Annotated in this window: 16 protein-coding genes; 9 read left to right on the top strand and 7 right to left on the bottom strand. The window is 54.8% G+C overall.

Annotated elements, in window-relative coordinates:
* The gene (locus tag AC0L6A_RS01240; RefSeq protein WP_473293335.1) at positions 1-2,262 is read left to right on the top strand and encodes an NADP-dependent malic enzyme; all 2,262 of its coding nucleotides are present in this window, start codon (positions 1-3) and stop codon (positions 2,260-2,262) included.
* Positions 2,263-2,304: 42 nt separating this feature from the next.
* Positions 2,305-3,165, top strand: coding sequence for a COG3904 family protein (locus AC0L6A_RS01235; RefSeq protein ID WP_473291674.1), 861 nt, complete (start codon positions 2,305-2,307; stop codon positions 3,163-3,165).
* 53 nt (positions 3,166-3,218) lie between these two features.
* Here AC0L6A_RS01235 and AC0L6A_RS01230 read toward each other — a convergent pair whose 3' ends face one another.
* From AC0L6A_RS01230 to AC0L6A_RS01220, 3 genes are all read right to left on the bottom strand, one after another.
* Positions 3,219-5,435 (bottom strand): NADP-dependent isocitrate dehydrogenase, encoded by a 2,217-nt coding sequence (locus tag AC0L6A_RS01230; protein ID WP_473291673.1) that lies wholly within the window; start codon positions 5,433-5,435, stop codon positions 3,219-3,221.
* Positions 5,436-5,477: 42 nt separating this feature from the next.
* Entirely contained in the window at positions 5,478-6,332 is an 855-nt protein-coding gene (locus AC0L6A_RS01225) for a GNAT family N-acetyltransferase (protein WP_473291672.1), read from the bottom strand.
* Positions 6,333-6,395: 63 nt separating this feature from the next.
* On the bottom strand, positions 6,396-7,412 hold the full coding sequence (locus tag AC0L6A_RS01220) for an isocitrate/isopropylmalate dehydrogenase family protein (protein ID WP_473291671.1): 1,017 nt from the start codon (positions 7,410-7,412) through the stop codon (positions 6,396-6,398).
* A gap of 174 nt (positions 7,413-7,586) precedes the next feature.
* On the opposite strand from AC0L6A_RS01220, the gene AC0L6A_RS01215 reads away from it, so the two are divergent.
* The gene (locus tag AC0L6A_RS01215) at positions 7,587-8,459 is read left to right on the top strand and encodes a ribokinase (protein WP_473291670.1); all 873 of its coding nucleotides are present in this window, start codon (positions 7,587-7,589) and stop codon (positions 8,457-8,459) included.
* A 7-nt stretch (positions 8,460-8,466) separates the two neighbouring features.
* Here the strand turns inward: AC0L6A_RS01215 and AC0L6A_RS01210 are convergent, their stop codons facing one another.
* The gene (locus tag AC0L6A_RS01210; RefSeq protein ID WP_473291668.1) at positions 8,467-8,754 is read right to left on the bottom strand and encodes an SCP2 sterol-binding domain-containing protein; all 288 of its coding nucleotides are present in this window, start codon (positions 8,752-8,754) and stop codon (positions 8,467-8,469) included.
* A gap of 75 nt (positions 8,755-8,829) precedes the next feature.
* Positions 8,830-10,077 (bottom strand): argininosuccinate synthase, encoded by a 1,248-nt coding sequence (locus tag AC0L6A_RS01205; protein ID WP_473291667.1) that lies wholly within the window; start codon positions 10,075-10,077, stop codon positions 8,830-8,832.
* Between the two features lie 287 nt (positions 10,078-10,364).
* Between AC0L6A_RS01205 and ilvA the strand changes: the two genes are divergently transcribed.
* Positions 10,365-11,612: a threonine ammonia-lyase IlvA gene (gene ilvA / locus AC0L6A_RS01200; RefSeq protein WP_473291666.1), complete on the top strand. Its 1,248-nt coding sequence runs from the start codon at positions 10,365-10,367 to the stop codon at positions 11,610-11,612.
* 4 nt (positions 11,613-11,616) lie between these two features.
* On the opposite strand, the gene AC0L6A_RS01195 is transcribed toward ilvA, so the two are convergent.
* On the bottom strand, positions 11,617-11,931 hold the full coding sequence (locus AC0L6A_RS01195) for an Hpt domain-containing protein (protein WP_473291665.1): 315 nt from the start codon (positions 11,929-11,931) through the stop codon (positions 11,617-11,619).
* Positions 11,932-12,178: 247 nt separating this feature from the next.
* Between AC0L6A_RS01195 and AC0L6A_RS01190 the strand changes: the two genes are divergently transcribed.
* Positions 12,179-13,384 carry a PP2C family protein-serine/threonine phosphatase gene (locus AC0L6A_RS01190; RefSeq protein ID WP_473293334.1) on the top strand — a complete coding sequence of 402 codons (1,206 nt, stop codon included), beginning with the start codon at positions 12,179-12,181 and terminating at the stop codon, positions 13,382-13,384.
* Here AC0L6A_RS01190 and AC0L6A_RS01185 read toward each other — a convergent pair.
* Complete coding sequence (locus AC0L6A_RS01185; protein WP_473291664.1) at positions 13,366-13,809, bottom strand: NUDIX hydrolase; 444 nt, start codon at positions 13,807-13,809, stop codon at positions 13,366-13,368. The genes AC0L6A_RS01190 and AC0L6A_RS01185 overlap by 19 nt on opposite strands.
* A 111-nt stretch (positions 13,810-13,920) precedes the next feature.
* Here AC0L6A_RS01185 and hslO point away from each other — a divergent pair, with 111 nt between their 5' ends.
* The 4 genes from hslO to AC0L6A_RS01165 are packed head-to-tail and all read left to right on the top strand — an operon-like array spanning position 13,921 to position 17,834.
* A complete protein-coding gene (hslO, locus tag AC0L6A_RS01180; RefSeq protein ID WP_473291662.1) occupies positions 13,921-14,883 on the top strand; it encodes an Hsp33 family molecular chaperone HslO in 963 nt (320 codons plus the stop codon).
* Positions 14,867-15,472 (top strand): CoA pyrophosphatase, encoded by a 606-nt coding sequence (locus tag AC0L6A_RS01175; protein WP_473291661.1) that lies wholly within the window; start codon positions 14,867-14,869, stop codon positions 15,470-15,472. The genes hslO and AC0L6A_RS01175 overlap by 17 nt, the downstream gene beginning before the upstream one ends.
* The gene (locus tag AC0L6A_RS01170) at positions 15,469-16,614 is read left to right on the top strand and encodes a CCA tRNA nucleotidyltransferase (protein ID WP_473291660.1); all 1,146 of its coding nucleotides are present in this window, start codon (positions 15,469-15,471) and stop codon (positions 16,612-16,614) included. Before AC0L6A_RS01175 ends, AC0L6A_RS01170 begins: the two co-directional genes overlap by 4 nt.
* Positions 16,611-17,834, top strand: coding sequence for a class I SAM-dependent RNA methyltransferase (locus tag AC0L6A_RS01165; RefSeq protein ID WP_473291658.1), 1,224 nt, complete (start codon positions 16,611-16,613; stop codon positions 17,832-17,834). The genes AC0L6A_RS01170 and AC0L6A_RS01165 overlap by 4 nt, the downstream gene beginning before the upstream one ends.
* Positions 17,835-17,922 lie beyond the last annotated feature (88 nt).

Genomic DNA, 17,922 nt, shown 5'->3' with positions numbered 1-17,922 from the left:
ATGCCCAAAGCTAAGATCACAGACGAAGAGGCGCTTGCCTATCATATTGACCCGACACCGGGCAAATTCGAGGTCACGCCATCCGTCCCGATGACCACGCAGCGCGATCTGTCTTTGGCTTATTCGCCGGGCGTTGCTGTTCCTTGTGAGGCGATCGCCGAGAACCCGCAAACGGCTTATGACTATACCAACAAGGGCAATCTTGTGGCGGTGATCTCTAACGGGACTGCGGTTTTGGGATTGGGTAACCTAGGCGCGCTCGCTTCAAAGCCAGTGATGGAAGGTAAGGCCGTTCTGTTCAAGCGGTTCGCAGATGTGAACTCGATCGATATCGAGCTGGACACCGAAGACCCCGAGGCTTTCATTAACGCGGTCAAGCTGATGGGCCCGACATTTGGCGGCATCAATCTTGAAGACATCAAAGCGCCCGAGTGTTTCATCATCGAGCAACGTCTTAAGGAAGAGATGAACATTCCTGTTTTCCATGACGACCAGCATGGGACAGCGGTGATTTGTGCAGCGGGCTTGATGAATGCGTTGCGCTTGTCGGGCAAGAAAATCGAAGAATGCCGGATCGTTTTGAATGGCGCCGGTGCTGCGGGCATCGCCTGCATCGAGCTGATCAAGGCCATGGGTGCACAGCATGACAACTGCATCGTTTGTGACACCAAGGGCGTGATTTATCAGGGTCGTACCGAAGGCATGAACCAGTGGAAATCTGCCCACGCTGCCAACACTGAGCTGCGCACGCTGGAAGAGGCGATGGATGGTGCAGATGTATTCCTTGGCGTTTCGGTCAAAGGCGCCGTGACGCAAGACATGGTTGCTTCGATGGCGGACAATCCTGTGATCTTCGCGATGGCGAACCCAGATCCAGAAATCACTCCGGAAGAAGCCCACGAAGTGCGCAATGACGCGATTGTTGCGACGGGTCGCTCGGACTACCCGAACCAAGTGAACAACGTGTTGGGCTTCCCGTATCTGTTCCGTGGCGCCTTGGACATCAACGCGCGTGCCATCAATGACGAAATGAAGATCGCCTGCGCACGCGCTTTGGCTGAACTGGCGCGTGAAGATGTCCCCGATGAAGTGGCGATGGCTTACGGCAAGAAGCTGACTTTTGGTCGTGATTACATCATCCCGACACCATTCGACCCGCGCCTGATCCATGTGATCCCGCCAGCGGTTGCGAAAGCGGGAATGGACACCGGTGTTGCGCGCCGTCCGATCATCGACATTGATGGGTATGAGCAAAGCCTGAAAGCGCGGATGGATCCGACAGCTTCGATCCTGCGCGGGATCACTGCGCGGGCACGTAAAAACCAGGCGTCTATGGTGTTTGCCGAAGGCGACAACCCGCAGGTTCTGCGCGCCGCCGTTCAGTATCAACGAAACGGCTATGGTCGTGCGCTGATTATTGGCCGTGAAGAAGATGTGAAACAAAAGCTCGAGGCGGAAGGACTGGCCGATGCTGTGCGCGAACTGCGCGTGGTGAATGCCGCCAACACCGAGCATTTGGAGACCTACAAAGACTTCCTATACGAGCGCCTTCAGCGTCAGGGTTTTGACCGTCACGACATTCACCGTCTAGCGGCACGTGATCGTCACGTTTTTGCATCGCTGATGCTGGCACACGGTCATTGCGATGGTTTGATCACTGGGGCCACACGCAAATCGGCCTATGTTTTGGACCGTATCAATCATGTGTTTGATGCGCGCGCCAGCGACGGCGCCGTGGGCGTCACGGCTGTTTTGCACAAGGGTCGCATCGTTCTGGTGGCCGATACCTTGGTGCATGAATGGCCTGAAACCGAAGATCTGGCCAATATCGCTGAACGTGCCGCTGCCGTTGCGCGCGGTTTGGGACTTGAGCCGCGTGTGGCATTTGTCAGCTTCTCGACCTTCGGATATCCGGTGTCGGAACGCGCCTCGAAACTGCATGAAGCGCCGGCCATTCTGGAAGCACGCGGTGTGGATTTCGAATTCGAAGGCGAAATGACCGCAGATGTGGCATTGAACCCAGACGTTATGGCGCAGTATCCATTCTGTCGCCTGTCTGGCCCGGCCAACATTCTTGTGGTTCCAGCGCGTCACTCGGCGTCGATCTCGGTTAAGATGATGCAGGAACTTGCGGGTGCTACTGTGATTGGTCCGATCTTGTCGGGCATTGATCAGCCAATCCAGATTTGCTCGACCAACTCGACCTCGAACGACATTCTAAACATGGCGATGTTGGCAGCGACCCGTTTGGGCAAAAAGTAAGCGTGAATTGACCTGATTGCATGGCGGGGTCTAGGCTTTGCCATGCGATATATTCAGACCCATTGGCGTGGTGAGCAGCCACCAATTCAAAGCTTCTGGGTCAATGCCGTTGGACTACGGCTTTTCATCATTGCGACGTTTCTTGGCCTGACCAAGTTCGCCCCACTTCCCATTGCACCGGTTGTTGCCTTGTTTGCAGCCGATTTGCTTTTGCTGATCTGGCAGGCCACCGGGTTTTTTAGATCAGTAGAGAAACAAGGCACCGCGCTGGGCGCTCAACTTCCGATATGGGGGGGATTGCTGGGATTGGTGGTTGCCGTGTTCATGATGCTTTCGCTGTGGTGGGGCCTGTGGCTTGCGACCGATGTGATCATCGAACAGGAAAGCTATTCTGAAAGACGCGCCCGTGAACATGCGCAACAATACGCGTTGTATGTAACCTCTTCTGGAACCGACATTCATTTGGAAGGCACGATCACGGGCGGAGTGACCAAGGCATTCCGGGCGATGCTTGAAACCCACCCGGATATTCAAACGCTTCACTTGAACAGCGCAGGCGGCAATATTTTCGAGGCCCGTGGATTAGTGAAATTGGTTGAGACCCGCGCGCTGGATACCAATGCTATCGATGAATGCAGCTCGGCCTGTACCTTAGTGTTCATGGCGGGGGCCGCCAGAACCGCGACGCTGGATACAGTAATCGGGTTTCACGGCTACACATTGGAAAGCACGATCAATCTTGCGCTGTTCGATGTGGAAGCGGAAGAAAAGCGGGATCGGACCTTTTTGTCAGATCGTGGCCTTCCTTCGTGGTTTTTGGATCAGGCATTTGCGACGCGACCGCCCGAGCTTTGGACCCCAAGCCGAGAAGAGCTTTTACGCGCAGGCGTTCTGACCAAATAGAAAATGCCCCGCGGCTTTGACCACGGGGCATCTATTCTTTTAGAAGTCAGCGTTTAGCCGATGATTGCGTTCAGTGTGGCTGAGGGGCGCATCACTTTTGCTTTCATTTCGACCGACGGGCGGAAGTATCCGCCGATGTCAGCGGCCGGTCCTTGGGCAGCGGCCAGTTCAGACAGGATCGTAGCTTCGCCATCGGCCAGAGCTTTTGCGACGGGCGCAAACTCAGCCGCCAGACCGGCGTCATCCGACTGAGCAGCCAGAGCATCAGCCCAATACCGTGCGAACCAGTAGTGGCTGTCACGGTTGTCAGGCTGACCAACTTTGCGCGAAGGAGAGTTGTTGTTGTCCAAAATGCCTTGTGTAGCGGCTTCTGCAGCAGCGCCCAGAACGCCAGCTTTGGCGTTGCCTTTGACGTCAGCCAAGAAGTTCAAGCTTTCACCCAGCGCGCAGAACTCACCCATCGAATCCCAACGCAGGTGGTTTTCTTCAACCAGCTGCTGAACGTGCTTCGGAGCGGACCCACCAGCGCCAGTTTCAAACAGACCGCCGCCCTTCATCAGCTTCACGATCGACAGCATCTTGGCCGAGGTTCCCAGCTCCAAGATCGGGAACAGGTCGGTCAGATAGTCACGCAGCACGTTGCCGGTGATGGCGATGCTATCGTTGCCAGCGGTGATGGTCTTCAGCGACTGAGCCGTTGCTTCACGCGGGGCCATGATCTGGAACAGGTCGGCTTTGCCGGCCGCCTCCAATGCGGGCGTCACGTATTTGATCAGCTCGGCATCGTGGCCGCGGTTTGCGTCCAGCCAGAAGATGGATTCCGAACCCGTCAGGCGCTGACGGTCCAAGGCGAGCTCGATCCAGTTTTCGATCGGGGCTTTCTTCACGGTGCAGGACCGCCAGATATCTCCGGCCTCAACTTCGTGGCTGTGCAGCGTGTCGCCATTGGCGGTTACGATGCGGATCGAGCCATCTGCAGGTGCTTCGAATGTGGTCGGGTGCGAGCCGTATTCTTCAGCCTTCTGCGCCATCAAACCAACATTGGCCACCGAACCCGCGGTGGTTACGTCCAAAGCACCATTGGCTTTGAAGAAGTTGATGCTTTCGTCATAGATCGTGGCATAGCAACGATCTGGGATCACGCAGTTGGTGTCGCCTTTGTTGCCGTCAGCGTCCCAGCCTTTACCGCCTGCGCGGATCACGGCGGGCATCGACGCGTCGATGATCACATCGGATGGTACGTGCAGGTTGGTGATGCCTTTATCGCTGTCGACCATATACATGCCGGGGCGGTCCAGCGCGGCGATCTCTGCTTTGATCTCGGCAGCATTATCCATACCGTCGATTGCGGCCAGAACGTCACCCAGACCGGAATTCGGAGAGCCACCAGCGGCGGCGATGGCTTCACCGTGCTTATCCCAAACCGGGCCAAGCCATGCTTTTACAGCGTGGCCGAAAATGATCGGGTCCGACACTTTCATCATGGTCGCTTTCATATGAAGCGAAAACATGGTGCCGTCTTTTTTGGTGTCTTCGATGGCGTCAGCAAGGAACGCGCTCAGCGCTTTGGCCGACATAAACGTCGCATCCGCGATGGTGCCTTCTTCCAACGGCCAGCCGTCTTTCAGAACAGTGGTCGATCCATCTTTGCCGACGAACTCAATTGTTGCGTCACCAGCCTGAGCGGCGGTGATGGTGGCCGAAACTTCGTTGGCATAGAAGTCGTTGCCAGGCATCGAGGACACTTTGGTCTTCGAGGACGATTCCCAAGCACCCATCGAATGAGGGTTGTTCTGGGCGAAGTTTTTAACGGCACGGGCCGAACGGCGATCCGAGTTACCTTCACGCAGAACCGGATTTACAGCCGAGCCTTTGATCGCGTCGTAACGCGCGCGGATGGCTTTATCTTCGTCGGACTGGGGGTCTTCAGGGTAGCTGGGCAAGTTGTAGCCCTGCGCCTGAAGCTCTTCGATGGCAGCCACCAGCTGCGGCACCGAGGCCGAGATGTTCGGAAGTTTGATGACGTTTGCATCCGGCGTTTTCACCAACTCACCCAGTGCGGCCAGATCGTCCGACTGACGTTGTTCGTCGGTCAGGTTGTCCGGGAAGGTCGCGATGATGCGGCCTGCCAGCGAAATGTCAGGCGTTCCAACGGTAATACCTGCGGCGGAAACGAACTTGCGAACGATAGGAAGAAACGAGGCCGAGGCCAGCTCGGGCGCTTCGTCTACAATGGTATACAGTATGTCTGCTTGCGATTTATCGGTCATTTTAGAACACCTCATTTTTTCGCGGAGAACTTCGCCAAAGGGTCAATGCCCTGAACGGCGAAAGGTGGGATTTCCCCTTTTCCATACACAAGATCGGCACGAAAAAAAAGGGACTTGGGGTGAAGACTTGCCAAAATCGCCTATGATTGCGCAAGCAGAGGCATGATCTGCTTCTTCAACAGATAGTGCGATGCAATTTGCCGCCCATTCAGGACCATTGAAAAGACACCGTAAGGATTTGGAGCGCGGTCCCGCAGAATCCTGCGCGCTGGTGATTTCAGAAACGTTGAAAGGGATAACAGCCTCTGTTGCGGCCTCTTTTGCGTGTTGGACCGCGTCCTCAAGATAAGGACATTGAGCAGAATGCAGTACGGTTAGGCCGTTACCCAAAGCCTTGGCTTTCTCGTCCCAACGACCAGCAAGACGGGGCATTGAGGCGCCTTTGTCAAATGGCAAGGCCATAAGCGAATACCCGGGCGGGGTGGCTTCAACCTCATGGTATCCGCGTGCTTCAAGAATGGGTCGATCAACGATCCAGTTTCCCGTGCTCGTTAATGCAGCGATGCCATGAAACCCGTTTTCGCGGGCATAGGTTTCGGCGTCGTCCAGTAAGGCTTTGGCGTGACCTTTGCCTTTGCTTTTGCCGACGACCCACAGGCAGTGAATAACCATGAAGTCGCTTGCGTTTTCGACACCGCGCCATGCGAAATCACCGGGTGAGAATTCGATAAACCCGCGTTCGCCATTATCCAGAAGCCGCATTTGCAGCCCCTCATCAAAACGGTCTGACAGCCACGCGCGCTTTCGCTTCCAAGCCGAGCTTTTGCGAGCGGACATTTTGCAAAAGAAGCCGTGCTTCTCGACGGTGTCATTGGTGATGGTGATCAGGTTTGTCATGCGAGCCTCCAATTCCGAAGGCTCGCACATCTAATGTGACACGTCTTTGCGACGCATCAAACCTTACAGGCGATCCATAATCGCTTCGGCGATCGACATAGTGTTGCCAGTGCCGCCAAGATCCGGGGTTACACGGTCTTTGGCCTGAACGGTCTCGATCACAGCTTTCTTTAGGCGCTGGGCGTCGTCGGTTTTGCCAACATGTTCCAGCATCAGACCCGCAGCCATCAAAAAGGCGCAGGGGTTGGCCTTCTGTTGTCCGGCGATGTCCGGGGCCGAGCCATGCACAGCTTCAAAAATCGCAGCGTCTTCGCCGATGTTGGCGCCCGGTGCCAAGCCCAAACCGCCGACCAGACCAGCAGCGAGGTCAGACAGGATGTCGCCAAACAGGTTGGTTGTGACGATGACGTCGAATGAATCGGGATACATAACCATCTGCATGGCGCAGGCATCAACGATGCGCTCATCGCATTCGACGCGGCCTTCATATTCTTTGGCCACATCGCGGGCTTCTTCCAAAAACATGCCTGACAGCAGCTTCAGGATGTTGGCCTTGTGAACGATGGTGACTTTCTTGCGACCATTTGCCAGCGCATATTCGAACGCCGCCCGTGTGATCCGGCGTGCACCTTCTTTGGTGTTATACCCGGTCGAGAAGACTTTGCCCTCGGGGTCGCCGTTATGCTCCATATAGCCTTCGTCCGAGATGTAGTACCCTTCCAGGTTCTCGCGGAAGATCACCATATCGATGTTGTCGTAACGTCCGTCGGCTTTGATCGTTTTGGTCGGGCGCACGTTTGCGTACAGGTTGAACGCCTGACGCAGTTGCAAGTTGATCGACTTGAAGCCACCACCCACGGGCGTGGTCAACGGACCTTTAAGTGCCAGCTTGGTTTTGCCAATGCTTTCCAGCGTGGCTTCTGGCAGCGGTGTTCCGGTTGCATCAAATGCAGACATACCGGCCTGCTGAACATCCCATTCAAATGGGCTGCCCATGTGATCAAGGATTGCAGTGACGGCTTCGGTGATTTCGGGGCCAATCCCGTCGCCGGGAATAAGAGTGGCTTGGATCTTTGTCATGGTCGTCTCCATGCTAATGAGCGTATTGATGGCTCGTATAAACTGTATACAATGGAATACAATAGCAAAGTTCCATTCAAAAAGGTGAATAAAACAAGGCTCTTCCCCGTTACTTTAGGCTGCCCTTGCACCACGCCGCAAGCGCGTTAACTTGAGCTGGCAAGGAGACGCCCTGTGACCATCTTTAACTTCGGTTCGATCAACATCGACAATTTCTATCGTGTGCCGCATATGCCGGCCCCGGGCGAAACGCTTTCAGCGGATGAGCATTCAGTCGGTCTTGGTGGCAAAGGGGCAAACCAGTCGGTGGCCGTTGCCCGCGCTGGCTCAAATATCCGCCACATCGGCGCCGTTGGACCAGAGGGAGCTTGGTGCGTCGAGGCGTTGGATAAAGCCGAGGTGGACGTTCGCCATGTCGCCACGCTGGATGTCCCGACCGGGCATGCCAATATTTTGGTTGATGCTGAGGGCGAGAACCAAATCATTCTCTATTCCGGCGCAAATACAGCTTTTTCAAGCGCATTGATCGAAGGCGCACTGAAGAACGCTGGGTCAAGTGACACACTGATATTGCAGAACGAAACGAACCTGACGGCCGAAGCTGCAAAGATGGCGCAGGCCCGTAAGATGCGGGTGATTTACTCTGCTGCGCCGTTCACGGCAGAGGCCGCGAAGAAAATGCTTCCCGTAACGGACATGCTGGTTCTGAACGAGATCGAAGCTCAACAGCTTACCGAAGCGCTGGGCGTCGCGCTGGCTGACCTTGAGGTGCCTGTCGTACTCATCACAAAGGGCGCAGATGGTGCTGTTTGGATGGAAAACGGTGTGGAAACTGCACAGATGCCCGCTTTTCCAGTTACGCCGGTGGACACAACCGGCGCAGGCGACTGCTTTATTGGTTACGTTGCAGCTGGGTTGGATCAGGGGATGATGCCAGAAGATGCCATGCGATTGGGCGCTGCAGCATCAGCGATAAAAGTCAACCGCTTCGGGACTGCGGATGCAATCCCAACACGGGATGAAGTTGATCGTTTTCTGCAAGGTTAGTGTCTGACTAGCCCTTAAGAAGCTGTCCAAGGCGCATGGCGATTGAAACCTCGCCCGACACTTTGATTTTTCCCATCATGAATGCTGTCATCGGGTTCAAATCACCCTTCATGAGCTTCTCAAGATTCTCGCGTGACATCGAGATTGTGCAGTCTGTTTCTGCATCATCGCGTGACAAAGCACCGTCCTGCAGAACAATCACACCATCTTCGCCGCAATCAAGTTTCAGGCTTTCGCCGAACGGCACTTTCGTCAGGCCGCGTTCGATCTTTTCGGCGATGGGGGTCAGGGGCATGTCGGTCCTCATGTAAAAACGCCCCCGCGTGATACGGGGGCGTTTGTGTTCGGTCTATAATGACGTGGCGCGAACTTACTTGAAGCGCTTGTTGCGCATCGCGATCAGCTTCAGACGCAGCGCGTTCAGCTGGATAAAGCCGGCCGCGTCAGTCTGGTCATAAGCGCCCATGTCTTCTTCAAAGGTCACATGCTCTTCCGAGTACAGCGAATGATCTGACCAACGGCCAACCACACGGCCCAGACCTTTGTAAAGTTTCATACGCACGGTGCCCGTCACATGATCTTGGCTGGCGTCGATGGCAGCTTGCAGCATCTCACGCTCTGGCGAGAACCAGTAACCGTTATAGATCAGTTCTGCGTATTTCGGCATCAGCTCGTCTTTCAGATGCATCGCGCCTCGGTCCATGGTGATGGATTCGATGCCACGACGGGCGTCCAACAGGATGGTACCACCCGGAGTTTCATAGATGCCGCGCGATTTCATGCCAACGTAACGACCCTCGACCAGATCAAGACGGCCAATGCCGTGCTTGCGGCCATATTCGTTCAGTTCGGTCAGGATGGTTGCGGGCGACATCTTTTCGCCGTTGATCGCAACGGGATCACCTTTTTCAAACTCGATCTCGATGAATTCGGGCGTGTTCGGTGCGTCTTCGGGGTGAACAGTACGCTGATAAACGTAATCCGGCGCGTCTTCCGCGGGGTCTTCCAGAACCTTACCTTCTGACGACGTGTGCAGAAGGTTCGCATCGACCGAGAACGGAGCCTCGCCGCGTTTGTCCTTGGCAATCGGGATTTGGTTCTGCTCAGCAAACTCCAGCAGTTTGGTGCGCGAGCCAAGATCCCATTCGCGCCAGGGGGCAATCACAACGATTTCCGGGTTCAGTGCGTAAGCGGCCAGTTCGAACCGAACCTGATCGTTACCTTTGCCGGTCGCGCCATGGGACACGGCATCGGCGCCGTGTTCGGCAGCAATCTCAACCAGACGCTTCGAGATCAGTGGGCGCGCGATCGAGGTGCCCAGAAGATACAAGCCTTCGTACTGTGCATTCGCGCGGAACATCGGGAAGACATAGTCACGCACGAATTCTTCGCGCAGATCTTCGATGTGGATGTTTTCGGGTTTGATGCCCAGCATCTCGGCCTTCTTGCGCGCGGGATCCAGCTCTTCCCCCTGACCAAGGTCAGCGGTGAAGGTGATCACCTCACAGCCATATTCGGTCTGCAACCATTTCAGAATGATCGAGGTATCAAGACCACCCGAATAAGCCAGAACAACTTTCTTTGGCGCAGTCTGTGGCGCAGTGTTGGACGTAATCATCAAAATCCCTTTCACAGAGTATCGCACGATGAAGACCGGCGAGCTTACGGGGCGATTATCCTTTATTTAAAGGCGGGGCAAGCTTTGCTTGGCAGGATTTTACATGTCACAAGCGGCATTGTTGTCGCATGTCTGATCAAAGGTCAGTTCCAGGGCTGTTGTTCCGCTTTACTGTGTAGATGAAGTTTTGTGCCCCGACGTCATTGTCATTTTGCCAAATGTCGGGAATGGTCTGCCAAACGCAAGCAACCTTGCCAACCAAGCCAACCTAAGCGCAGGTTCATACCATGAGCGATTTTCTGAAACGGGCCCGCGTGGCCGAGCAACAGATGCGGGCGCTGTTCCCCGCGACGCCGCTGCAACGCAATGATCATCTTTCGGCGCAGTATGAGGCCGATATTTGGCTGAAGCGCGAAGACCTAAGCCCCGTGCGCAGTTACAAGATCAGGGGTGCGCTGAATGCGATGGGCAAGGCGCTGGCTGCGGATTCGTCGCGCGATCTATTCGTTTGCGCCTCGGCAGGCAATCACGCGCAGGGCGTCGCATTTACCAGCCGCCATTTTGGTGTGCGTGGAGTGATTTTCATGCCTGTCACGACACCGCAACAGAAGATCGAGAAAACACGCATTTTCGGCGGCGACAACATCGAAATCAGGTTGGTTGGGGACTATTTCGATGACACGTTGAAAGCCGCGCAGAAGTATTGCGCGGCCGAAGGCGGGCACTTTCTGTCCCCTTTCGATGATCTGGATGTGATCGAAGGTCAGGCCAGTGTCGCAGCCGAGATTGTTTCGCAGCTTGGGCGCGCGCCCGATATGGTAATCTTGCCCGTCGGTGGCGGTGGGCTGTCTGCCGGGATCACGACCTACCTGAGCGAGACTGCTCCGGCGACTGAGATTCGGTATGTTGAGCCAGCAGGTGGCGCAAGCCTTAAGGCAGCTTTGAATAAAGGTGCGCCAGTTGCATTGGACGTGGTTGATAATTTTGTGGATGGCGCAGCTGTCGCGCGGATCGGCGCGTTGACCTTCGACGTTTTGAAAACTGTTGATCCAGAACATGTGCTTGCCGTGCCCGAAGATCGCATTTGCCTGACCATTTTGGACATGTTGAATGTGGAAGGCGTTGTGTTAGAGCCCGCCGGGGCCCTGTCCATAGATGCGCTGAAAGATCTTCAGGATCAGATCAAAGGCAAGACAGTCATTTGCGTTACTTCGGGCGGAAACTTTGATTTCGAACGCCTGCCTGATGTAAAGGAACGCGCGCAGCGTTTTGCCGGGTTGAAAAAGTATTTCCTGCTCAGGCTTCCACAGCGTCCTGGTGCGCTGAAAGACTTTCTTCAGATTCTTGGTCCAGACGACAACATCGCGCGCTTCGAATACATGAAGAAAAGCGCGCGGAACTTTGGCTCGGTCCTTCTTGGAATAGAAACCAACCACCCAGAGAATTTTGATCTTTTGGAACAGCGCTTGGAAGAGCGTGGGTTTGCGTTCTCGGATATTACCGATGACGAAACAATTGCAGAATTCGTGGTTTAAAGCCTTAGCACTTAGCCAGAAATTCGGTTTTTGATTGGGAATAGCTATCAAAAACCGGCTTCAGCATCACTGCGCTGCTCTGGCCTTGCGCTGCGGCCTGTTCATTTTGTCCGCAGATGTCGGATAGGTCGCGAAAGCCCAAGTTTAATGCAGAGCCTTTCAGGAAATGCATGTCCTGTTCGTAAAGCGACGGATCGGGGCTGGATTTAAGGCGTTCAATGACCTCTTCGACCTCTTCAAGAAAGATCTCGGCGATTTCACCGAAGTCTTCTTCACCGATCTCGTCTTTCAATTCGTTCACGCGGCTCCAGTTGATCATGGCCCTCTCCTACTTGGATTTCCATATCGTGTCTTGGATCAGTTAACATATTGTTATGAAAACATATCTACGAGAATTTTAGCTTTAAAGAGCTGTTAAAACGGATGCTCTAGGACTGGCTCAGGATGTCATTTGCTTACAGTATTTTGGAGCAGTTTTGAGTATAGCAAAATCATACAACACTGGGTCAATCGACACAGGTCCCACGCAGGACACGCCCGTTAGGGCCGACTCGGTACAGCGCATATTGGTTGTTGATGACAGCCGCGCCCAGCGAAGCCTGATGTCAAAGTCCTTATCCCGGCAAGGCTATCAAGTCGAAGAAGCCGCTTCGGGGATCGATGCACTGAAGCTATTCGCATCTCAAGAGTTTGACTTGATCCTAAGTGATTGGATGATGCCGGGCATGGATGGGCTGGAGCTGTGCAAAGCCATTCGCGCGCAGAAGGGTTCGCGATATGTCTATTTTATTTTGCTAACGTCGAAGACCGATAAAGGGGCGGTGGCGCGAGGATTGGATGTCGGCGCTGATGATTTTCTTGCCAAGCCCTTTAACCCGGATGAGCTAAGGGCGCGGATCACCGCTGGCGGGCGACTTCTGTCGATGGAGCGCGAGCTGCAGGAAACGAACCGGTTTGTTTCATCAGCGCTGACAGAGCTGAAGACGCTTTATGATTCGATTGATCGTGATTTGGTTGAAGCCCGGAAGATGCAACAGTCTTTGGTGCGTGAATCCTTCCGTGATTGGGGAAGGGCTGAGGTTTCATTGATGCTTAAACCCTGCGGGCATGTGGGTGGCGATCTGGTCGGTTTCTTTGATGCGGGGAAAGACCATATCGCATTCTATTCGATTGATGTCTCTGGGCATGGGATTGCGTCCGCCCTTTTGACAGCTCGTTTGGCGTCGTACCTTTCCGAAGGCTCGCCCACTCACAACATTGCTTTGATCGAACATGAGAATGGCAATCACAAACGCCAACCACCCGAGGTCGTGGCGGCACAGCTGAACACACTTCTGACCAAGGACATGTTGTCAGAGCATTATTTTACTATGCTGTTTGGATATCTGGATATGGCCAGGGGCAAGGTGGAGTTTTCACAATGCGGCCACCCCAGCGCGGTGGTACTAAACAGATCTGGCCAGGCGGAGTTTATCGGGGATGGCGGGATGCCAATTGGACTGATCTCGGTGGCTGAATTTGAACGCCAGACCATGACGCTCCAACCGGGAGAGCGGCTGATCTTCTATTCGGATGGATTTACCGAATGCGAGAGTACAGATGGAAATCAGATTGAAGAACAAGGGTTTGGTGAAATCCTTGAAAAGAACAGCGGGCTGACGAATGACATGATGTTCGATGCCATGGTCTGGGATCTGGATTGTTTTGCAGGAGGGCAAGAGTTCGGTGATGATCTTTCCTGCGTGATGCTGACCTACAAATCGCGGACGTAGCTGCGAAGGAAGTGACGATCGCCTTCGCTGTGCAGAATTTTGGTGGCGGTCATGGCACTGCTCCAAACCGCGGTGTGATCCGGTTCAAGCGGATCGCTGATCCGCCTGACAGGTACAGCCAAAAAGATGTGGCAAATCTTCTCGGCCCATAAATCGTATTCAGGCATATAGGTGAAGCGACGATAAGCCCCCAACCGTCGCGGGCTTTGGATTGACCAGCCGGTTTCCTCCATCACTTCGCGATGCAGCGCCGCAATCGGGCTTTCACCGGCATCAATGCCGCCACCGGGTAATTGGTATTCGTCAAACGGGCCACCTTGATGGGTGATCAGCACATCACGACCCAAGGCAAGGATCGCATACGCACCTGGACGCGGTTTGTATTGCCGATTTCTTTGCTTTGGGGCTCCAAATCTTCGGATCATCTCTTTTCCATTCGGTTGCTGCCACCATATAGACGCGGTATGCCAAGCTGAACGCCGATAGGAAACCCCAATGACTTTTCTGACTCTAAAATCGCATGGGATGACACCATTTTGCCATTCCAACTGGACAACAGCGACATTCGCGGTCGCATGCTGCGCCTTGATGGGGCGCTGGATACCATTTTGTCCCAGCATAATTATCCCCCCGCAATCGAAGCCCTTGTTGCCGAGGCCGCGATGCTGACCGCGATGATTGGGCAGACGATCAAGCAACAGTGGAAGCTATCGCTGCAAATCCGCGGTGATGGTCCGGCGCGACTGATCGCAACCGATTACTACGCACCTAAGTCCGAAGGTGAGCCCGCAACGATCCGAGCTTATGCAAGCTTTGATGAAGAGCGTTTGGACCCGACGGGCCCTAGTTTTCCACAGGTCGGCAAAGGGTTCTTAGCAATCCTGATCCAGCAAACTGAAAGCCAGCAACCCTATACCGGGATGACACCGCTTGCGGGCCAGTCTTTGTCAGATTGCGCACAAGCTTATTTTGCCCAGTCCGAACAGTTGCCGACGCGTTTCCATCTGACCTTTGGGAAATCCATGTGGGCTGGTGGGGAAGAAGGCTGGCGTGCCGGGGGTGTGATGCTTCAGCATATGCCGAAAGCGTCGCCGCACGTAACGGGTGAAGGCGGGTCCGGCGAAGATGGTTTGCTGGCTGCGGGTGATCTTTTGACGGATGAGGATAGCGAAAACTGGAGCCGCGCCAACATCCTGTTGGATTCTGTGGAAGAGTTGGAGCTTGTCGGTCCCTCCGTACAGCCAACCGAGCTTTTGGTGCGCCTGTTTCATGAAGAGGCACCGCGCGCCTACGATCCACAACCGGTTAGCTTCGGCTGCCCTTGTTCGGAAGAACGCGTTCGCGAAAGCCTGTCAATCTACTCGGATCGTGACATTGGCCATATGACCAATGACGATGGCCGCGTGACAGCAGATTGTCAGTTCTGCGGGGCGCATTACGATCTAGATCCAGAAACAGTTGGCAAAGATGCGAAGGGTGCGGATGGCGACAGCGCCTGATCAGATTGCGCGTCTTCGCGCGGCCCTTTCCTTGCCTGGGAAGGAAAGTTCGGATTTCGACTTGTCGCCCGGGGTGACACTGCCTGCTGGGCGCAAATTGCGTCAGGCCGGTGTCTTGATGCCCTTTGTGGAAGCTTCGCATGGGTTGGAGCTGGTGCTGACCAAACGCTCTTCCGCGCTGAAGCATCATCCGGGTCAGATTGCCTTTCCGGGCGGAAAACGTGATGAAATAGACACTGATATCGCCGCAACTGCCCTGCGCGAAGCGCATGAAGAAATCGGATTGCCCCCCACCAATGTCGAGGTACTTGGACAGCTGCCAGCGCATGAGACCGTGACTGGATTTACCGTCACGCCTGTTCTGGGATTGGTGACAGAAAGCTTTACGCCCATCGTTGAGCCCGGCGAAGTGGACGAAGCCTTTCGCGTGCCTTTCGATCACGTGACCAAGCTGACCAATTTCAGTCAACAGGGACGTTATTGGCAGGGACAAATGCGATGGTACGAAACCGTCCCGCATGGCCCTTATTATATTTGGGGTGCAACGGCGCGAATGCTGCGCGGTTTGGCTGAAAGGCTTGTGACATGACACGCATTCAAGGCGAATGGATCAAAGATGTCGGTGCACAACAGGTGTGTGGCTTGCTGACTGATGCAGGGTATCAGGTCTATTTCGTGGGCGGCTGTGTGCGGAATGATCTTTTAGGGGTCGAAATCACAGATTTGGACATGTGCACAAATGCGCTTCCTGCGCGTGTGATGGAACTGGCCGAAGATGCGGGTTTACGCGCCCTGCCCACAGGTATTGACCATGGCACCGTGACGATCGTCATCAATCACGTTCCGTACGAGATCACGACCTATCGAAAAGATGTGCAGACAGATGGTCGTCGGGCGGTCGTCGCATTCTCGGATAAGATCGAGGATGACGCGCGGCGCCGAGATTTTACGATGAATGCGCTTTATGCTGACGCATCGGGTCAGGTTCTCGATCCATTGGATGGACTTCCCGATCTTCAGGCTCGACGCGTTCGATTTATCGACAATGCAGGCGAACGGATCCGCGAAGATTATCTGCGCACGCTGCGTTTCTTCCGGTTTCATGCTTGGTATGGCGATGAAGCGGCGGGGATCGATGCGGACGGTTTGGCCGCAATTGCAGCGAATTTGGATGGATTAGAGTCTCTTTCCAAGGAACGTGTCGGCTCTGAGATGTTGAAGATACTGTCAGCCCCGGATCCTGCCCCCTCAATGGCGTCGATGGCGCAATCAGGAGTATTGGCCAGGGTTCTTCCCGGCGCTGATGTGTCAAAACTCGCGGTTCTTGTGCATCTCGAACAAGGTTTTCCGACCGACCCAATCAGGCGATTGGGATTGCTGGGCGGACAGGATGTGGCCAAGGCATTGCGACTGTCTAAAAAGGACGCAAAGCGTCTTGAAGACTTGCGTGATGGCATGGGGTCAACCGCGAGCATTGGCGAGCTTGCGTACAGGCTAAGCGATGCTTCTGCCCTTAGTATCGCGCTTTTGCGTGCTGCGATGTTTGAAACACCCCTGCCCGATGGGCTTGAACAGGATATCGAAGCGGGGGCTTCGGCGTCTTTCCCAATCAAGCCTGCTGACTTGATGCCCGAATTTGCCGGACCGGAGTTGGGTTCTCGACTGCGCAAGCTTGAAGCACGTTGGATCGCTTCGGATTTTACTCTGACCCGTAAGGATCTTCTGCAATGACCGACGTAACCCACACGATCACGCGGTTGGGCCATCTGGGTGACGGCATTGCCGACGGGCCAATATATGCCGCCCGTACACTACCGGGCGAGGTTGTGCGCGGTGAGGTATCTGGCGACCGGATTGAAGCGCCTAAAATCGTCACGCCGTCGGAGGACCGCGTTAAGCCTGACTGCCCCCACTACAACGCCTGTGGCGGCTGTTCTTTGATGCATGCCTCAGAAGAGTTTGTCGCGAATTGGAAAACGGATATCGTTCGAAATGCGCTGCTTTCCCATGGAATAGAGACTGACTTTCGACCCATTCAGACCTCTCCTGCGCAATCTAGGCGGAGGGCGGTTTTGTCAGCGCGACGTGGTAAGAAAACCCCTATCGTTGGGTTTCATGGTCGTCGGTCTGGCGCGATTACGGAAATTTCTGGCTGTCGGCTGGTCCACCCAGAAATCCTTGAAGCTCTGCCTGCCTTGGGCGATCTGACCGGCTTGGGCGGGTCGCGCAAGGCCGAGCTGTCGATCAACGCAACGGTATCAAGCGCAGGGTTGGATGTTTCGGTTACCGGCGGCAAACCGCTGGATCGGTCATTGGAATCGGAACTGGGTCAGGCTGTTCACCGTTTTGGTTTTGCCCGGCTGTCTTGGGATGGCGAGGTTATCGCGATGGAAACCCCGCCCGCCCAGTCATTTGGTACGGCAAGCGTAACCCCTCCCCCCGGCGCGTTCTTGCAAGCAACGCGCGAGGGTGAGGCTGCGTTGTTGTCCGCCGTGCGTGAAGCTGTGGGGGATGATGACCAGATTGTCGATCTGTTTGCAGGGTGCGGCACATTTTCCCTGCCGCTTGCCGAAAAGGCTCATGTACATGCGGTCGAAGGTGTGGACAGCATGTTGAAGGCTTTGGATACGGGCTGGCGCTTTGCAAAAGGTCTTCGCGACGTAACGACTGAAACCCGTGATTTGTTTCGAAACCCGCTTTATGCCGAAGACTTGGACCGTTTCGACGCCGCCGTCATTGATCCACCGCGCGCAGGTGCGGAAGCGCAGATTGCACAAATTGCAGCATCAAGCGTGTCCGTTGTGGCCATGGTGTCCTGCAATGCGGTCAGTTTTGCACGTGATGCGAAAATACTGCTGGATGCAGGGTTTGAAATGGACTGGATACAGGTTGTGGATCAGTTTCGCTGGTCAACTCATACGGAACAAGTGGCGTGTTTTCGTCGCAGATAGGCCAGAACTTGCAGCAATTGAGTGACCAAATGCGAATAGGTTTGAGTTGTCATTAAGACGCGTTACCATGTGATCAAACAAAAAAGTA

Source organism: Aliiroseovarius sp. D2-2, assembly GCF_055809455.1.
The sequence above is the reverse complement of the archived record's forward strand: the minus strand, read 5'-3'. Positions and strand labels throughout refer to the sequence as shown.

Coding starts and splice junctions, on each gene's coding strand:
- AC0L6A_RS01240 (WP_473293335.1), top strand. CDS start 1: ATGCCCAAAGCTAAGATCACAGACGAAGAGGCGCTTGCCTATCATATT.
- AC0L6A_RS01235 (WP_473291674.1), top strand. CDS start 2,305: ATGCGATATATTCAGACCCATTGGCGTGGTGAGCAGCCACCAATTCAA.
- AC0L6A_RS01230 (WP_473291673.1), bottom strand. CDS start 5,435: ATGACCGATAAATCGCAAGCAGACATACTGTATACCATTGTAGACGAA.
- AC0L6A_RS01225 (WP_473291672.1), bottom strand. CDS start 6,332: ATGACAAACCTGATCACCATCACCAATGACACCGTCGAGAAGCACGGC.
- AC0L6A_RS01220 (WP_473291671.1), bottom strand. CDS start 7,412: ATGACAAAGATCCAAGCCACTCTTATTCCCGGCGACGGGATTGGCCCC.
- AC0L6A_RS01210 (WP_473291668.1), bottom strand. CDS start 8,754: ATGCCCCTGACCCCCATCGCCGAAAAGATCGAACGCGGCCTGACGAAA.
- AC0L6A_RS01205 (WP_473291667.1), bottom strand. CDS start 10,077: ATGATTACGTCCAACACTGCGCCACAGACTGCGCCAAAGAAAGTTGTT.
- ilvA (WP_473291666.1), top strand. CDS start 10,365: ATGAGCGATTTTCTGAAACGGGCCCGCGTGGCCGAGCAACAGATGCGG.
- AC0L6A_RS01195 (WP_473291665.1), bottom strand. CDS start 11,931: ATGATCAACTGGAGCCGCGTGAACGAATTGAAAGACGAGATCGGTGAA.
- AC0L6A_RS01185 (WP_473291664.1), bottom strand. CDS start 13,809: ATGATCCGAAGATTTGGAGCCCCAAAGCAAAGAAATCGGCAATACAAA.
- AC0L6A_RS01175 (WP_473291661.1), top strand. CDS start 14,867: ATGGCGACAGCGCCTGATCAGATTGCGCGTCTTCGCGCGGCCCTTTCC.
- AC0L6A_RS01170 (WP_473291660.1), top strand. CDS start 15,469: ATGACACGCATTCAAGGCGAATGGATCAAAGATGTCGGTGCACAACAG.
- AC0L6A_RS01165 (WP_473291658.1), top strand. CDS start 16,611: ATGACCGACGTAACCCACACGATCACGCGGTTGGGCCATCTGGGTGAC.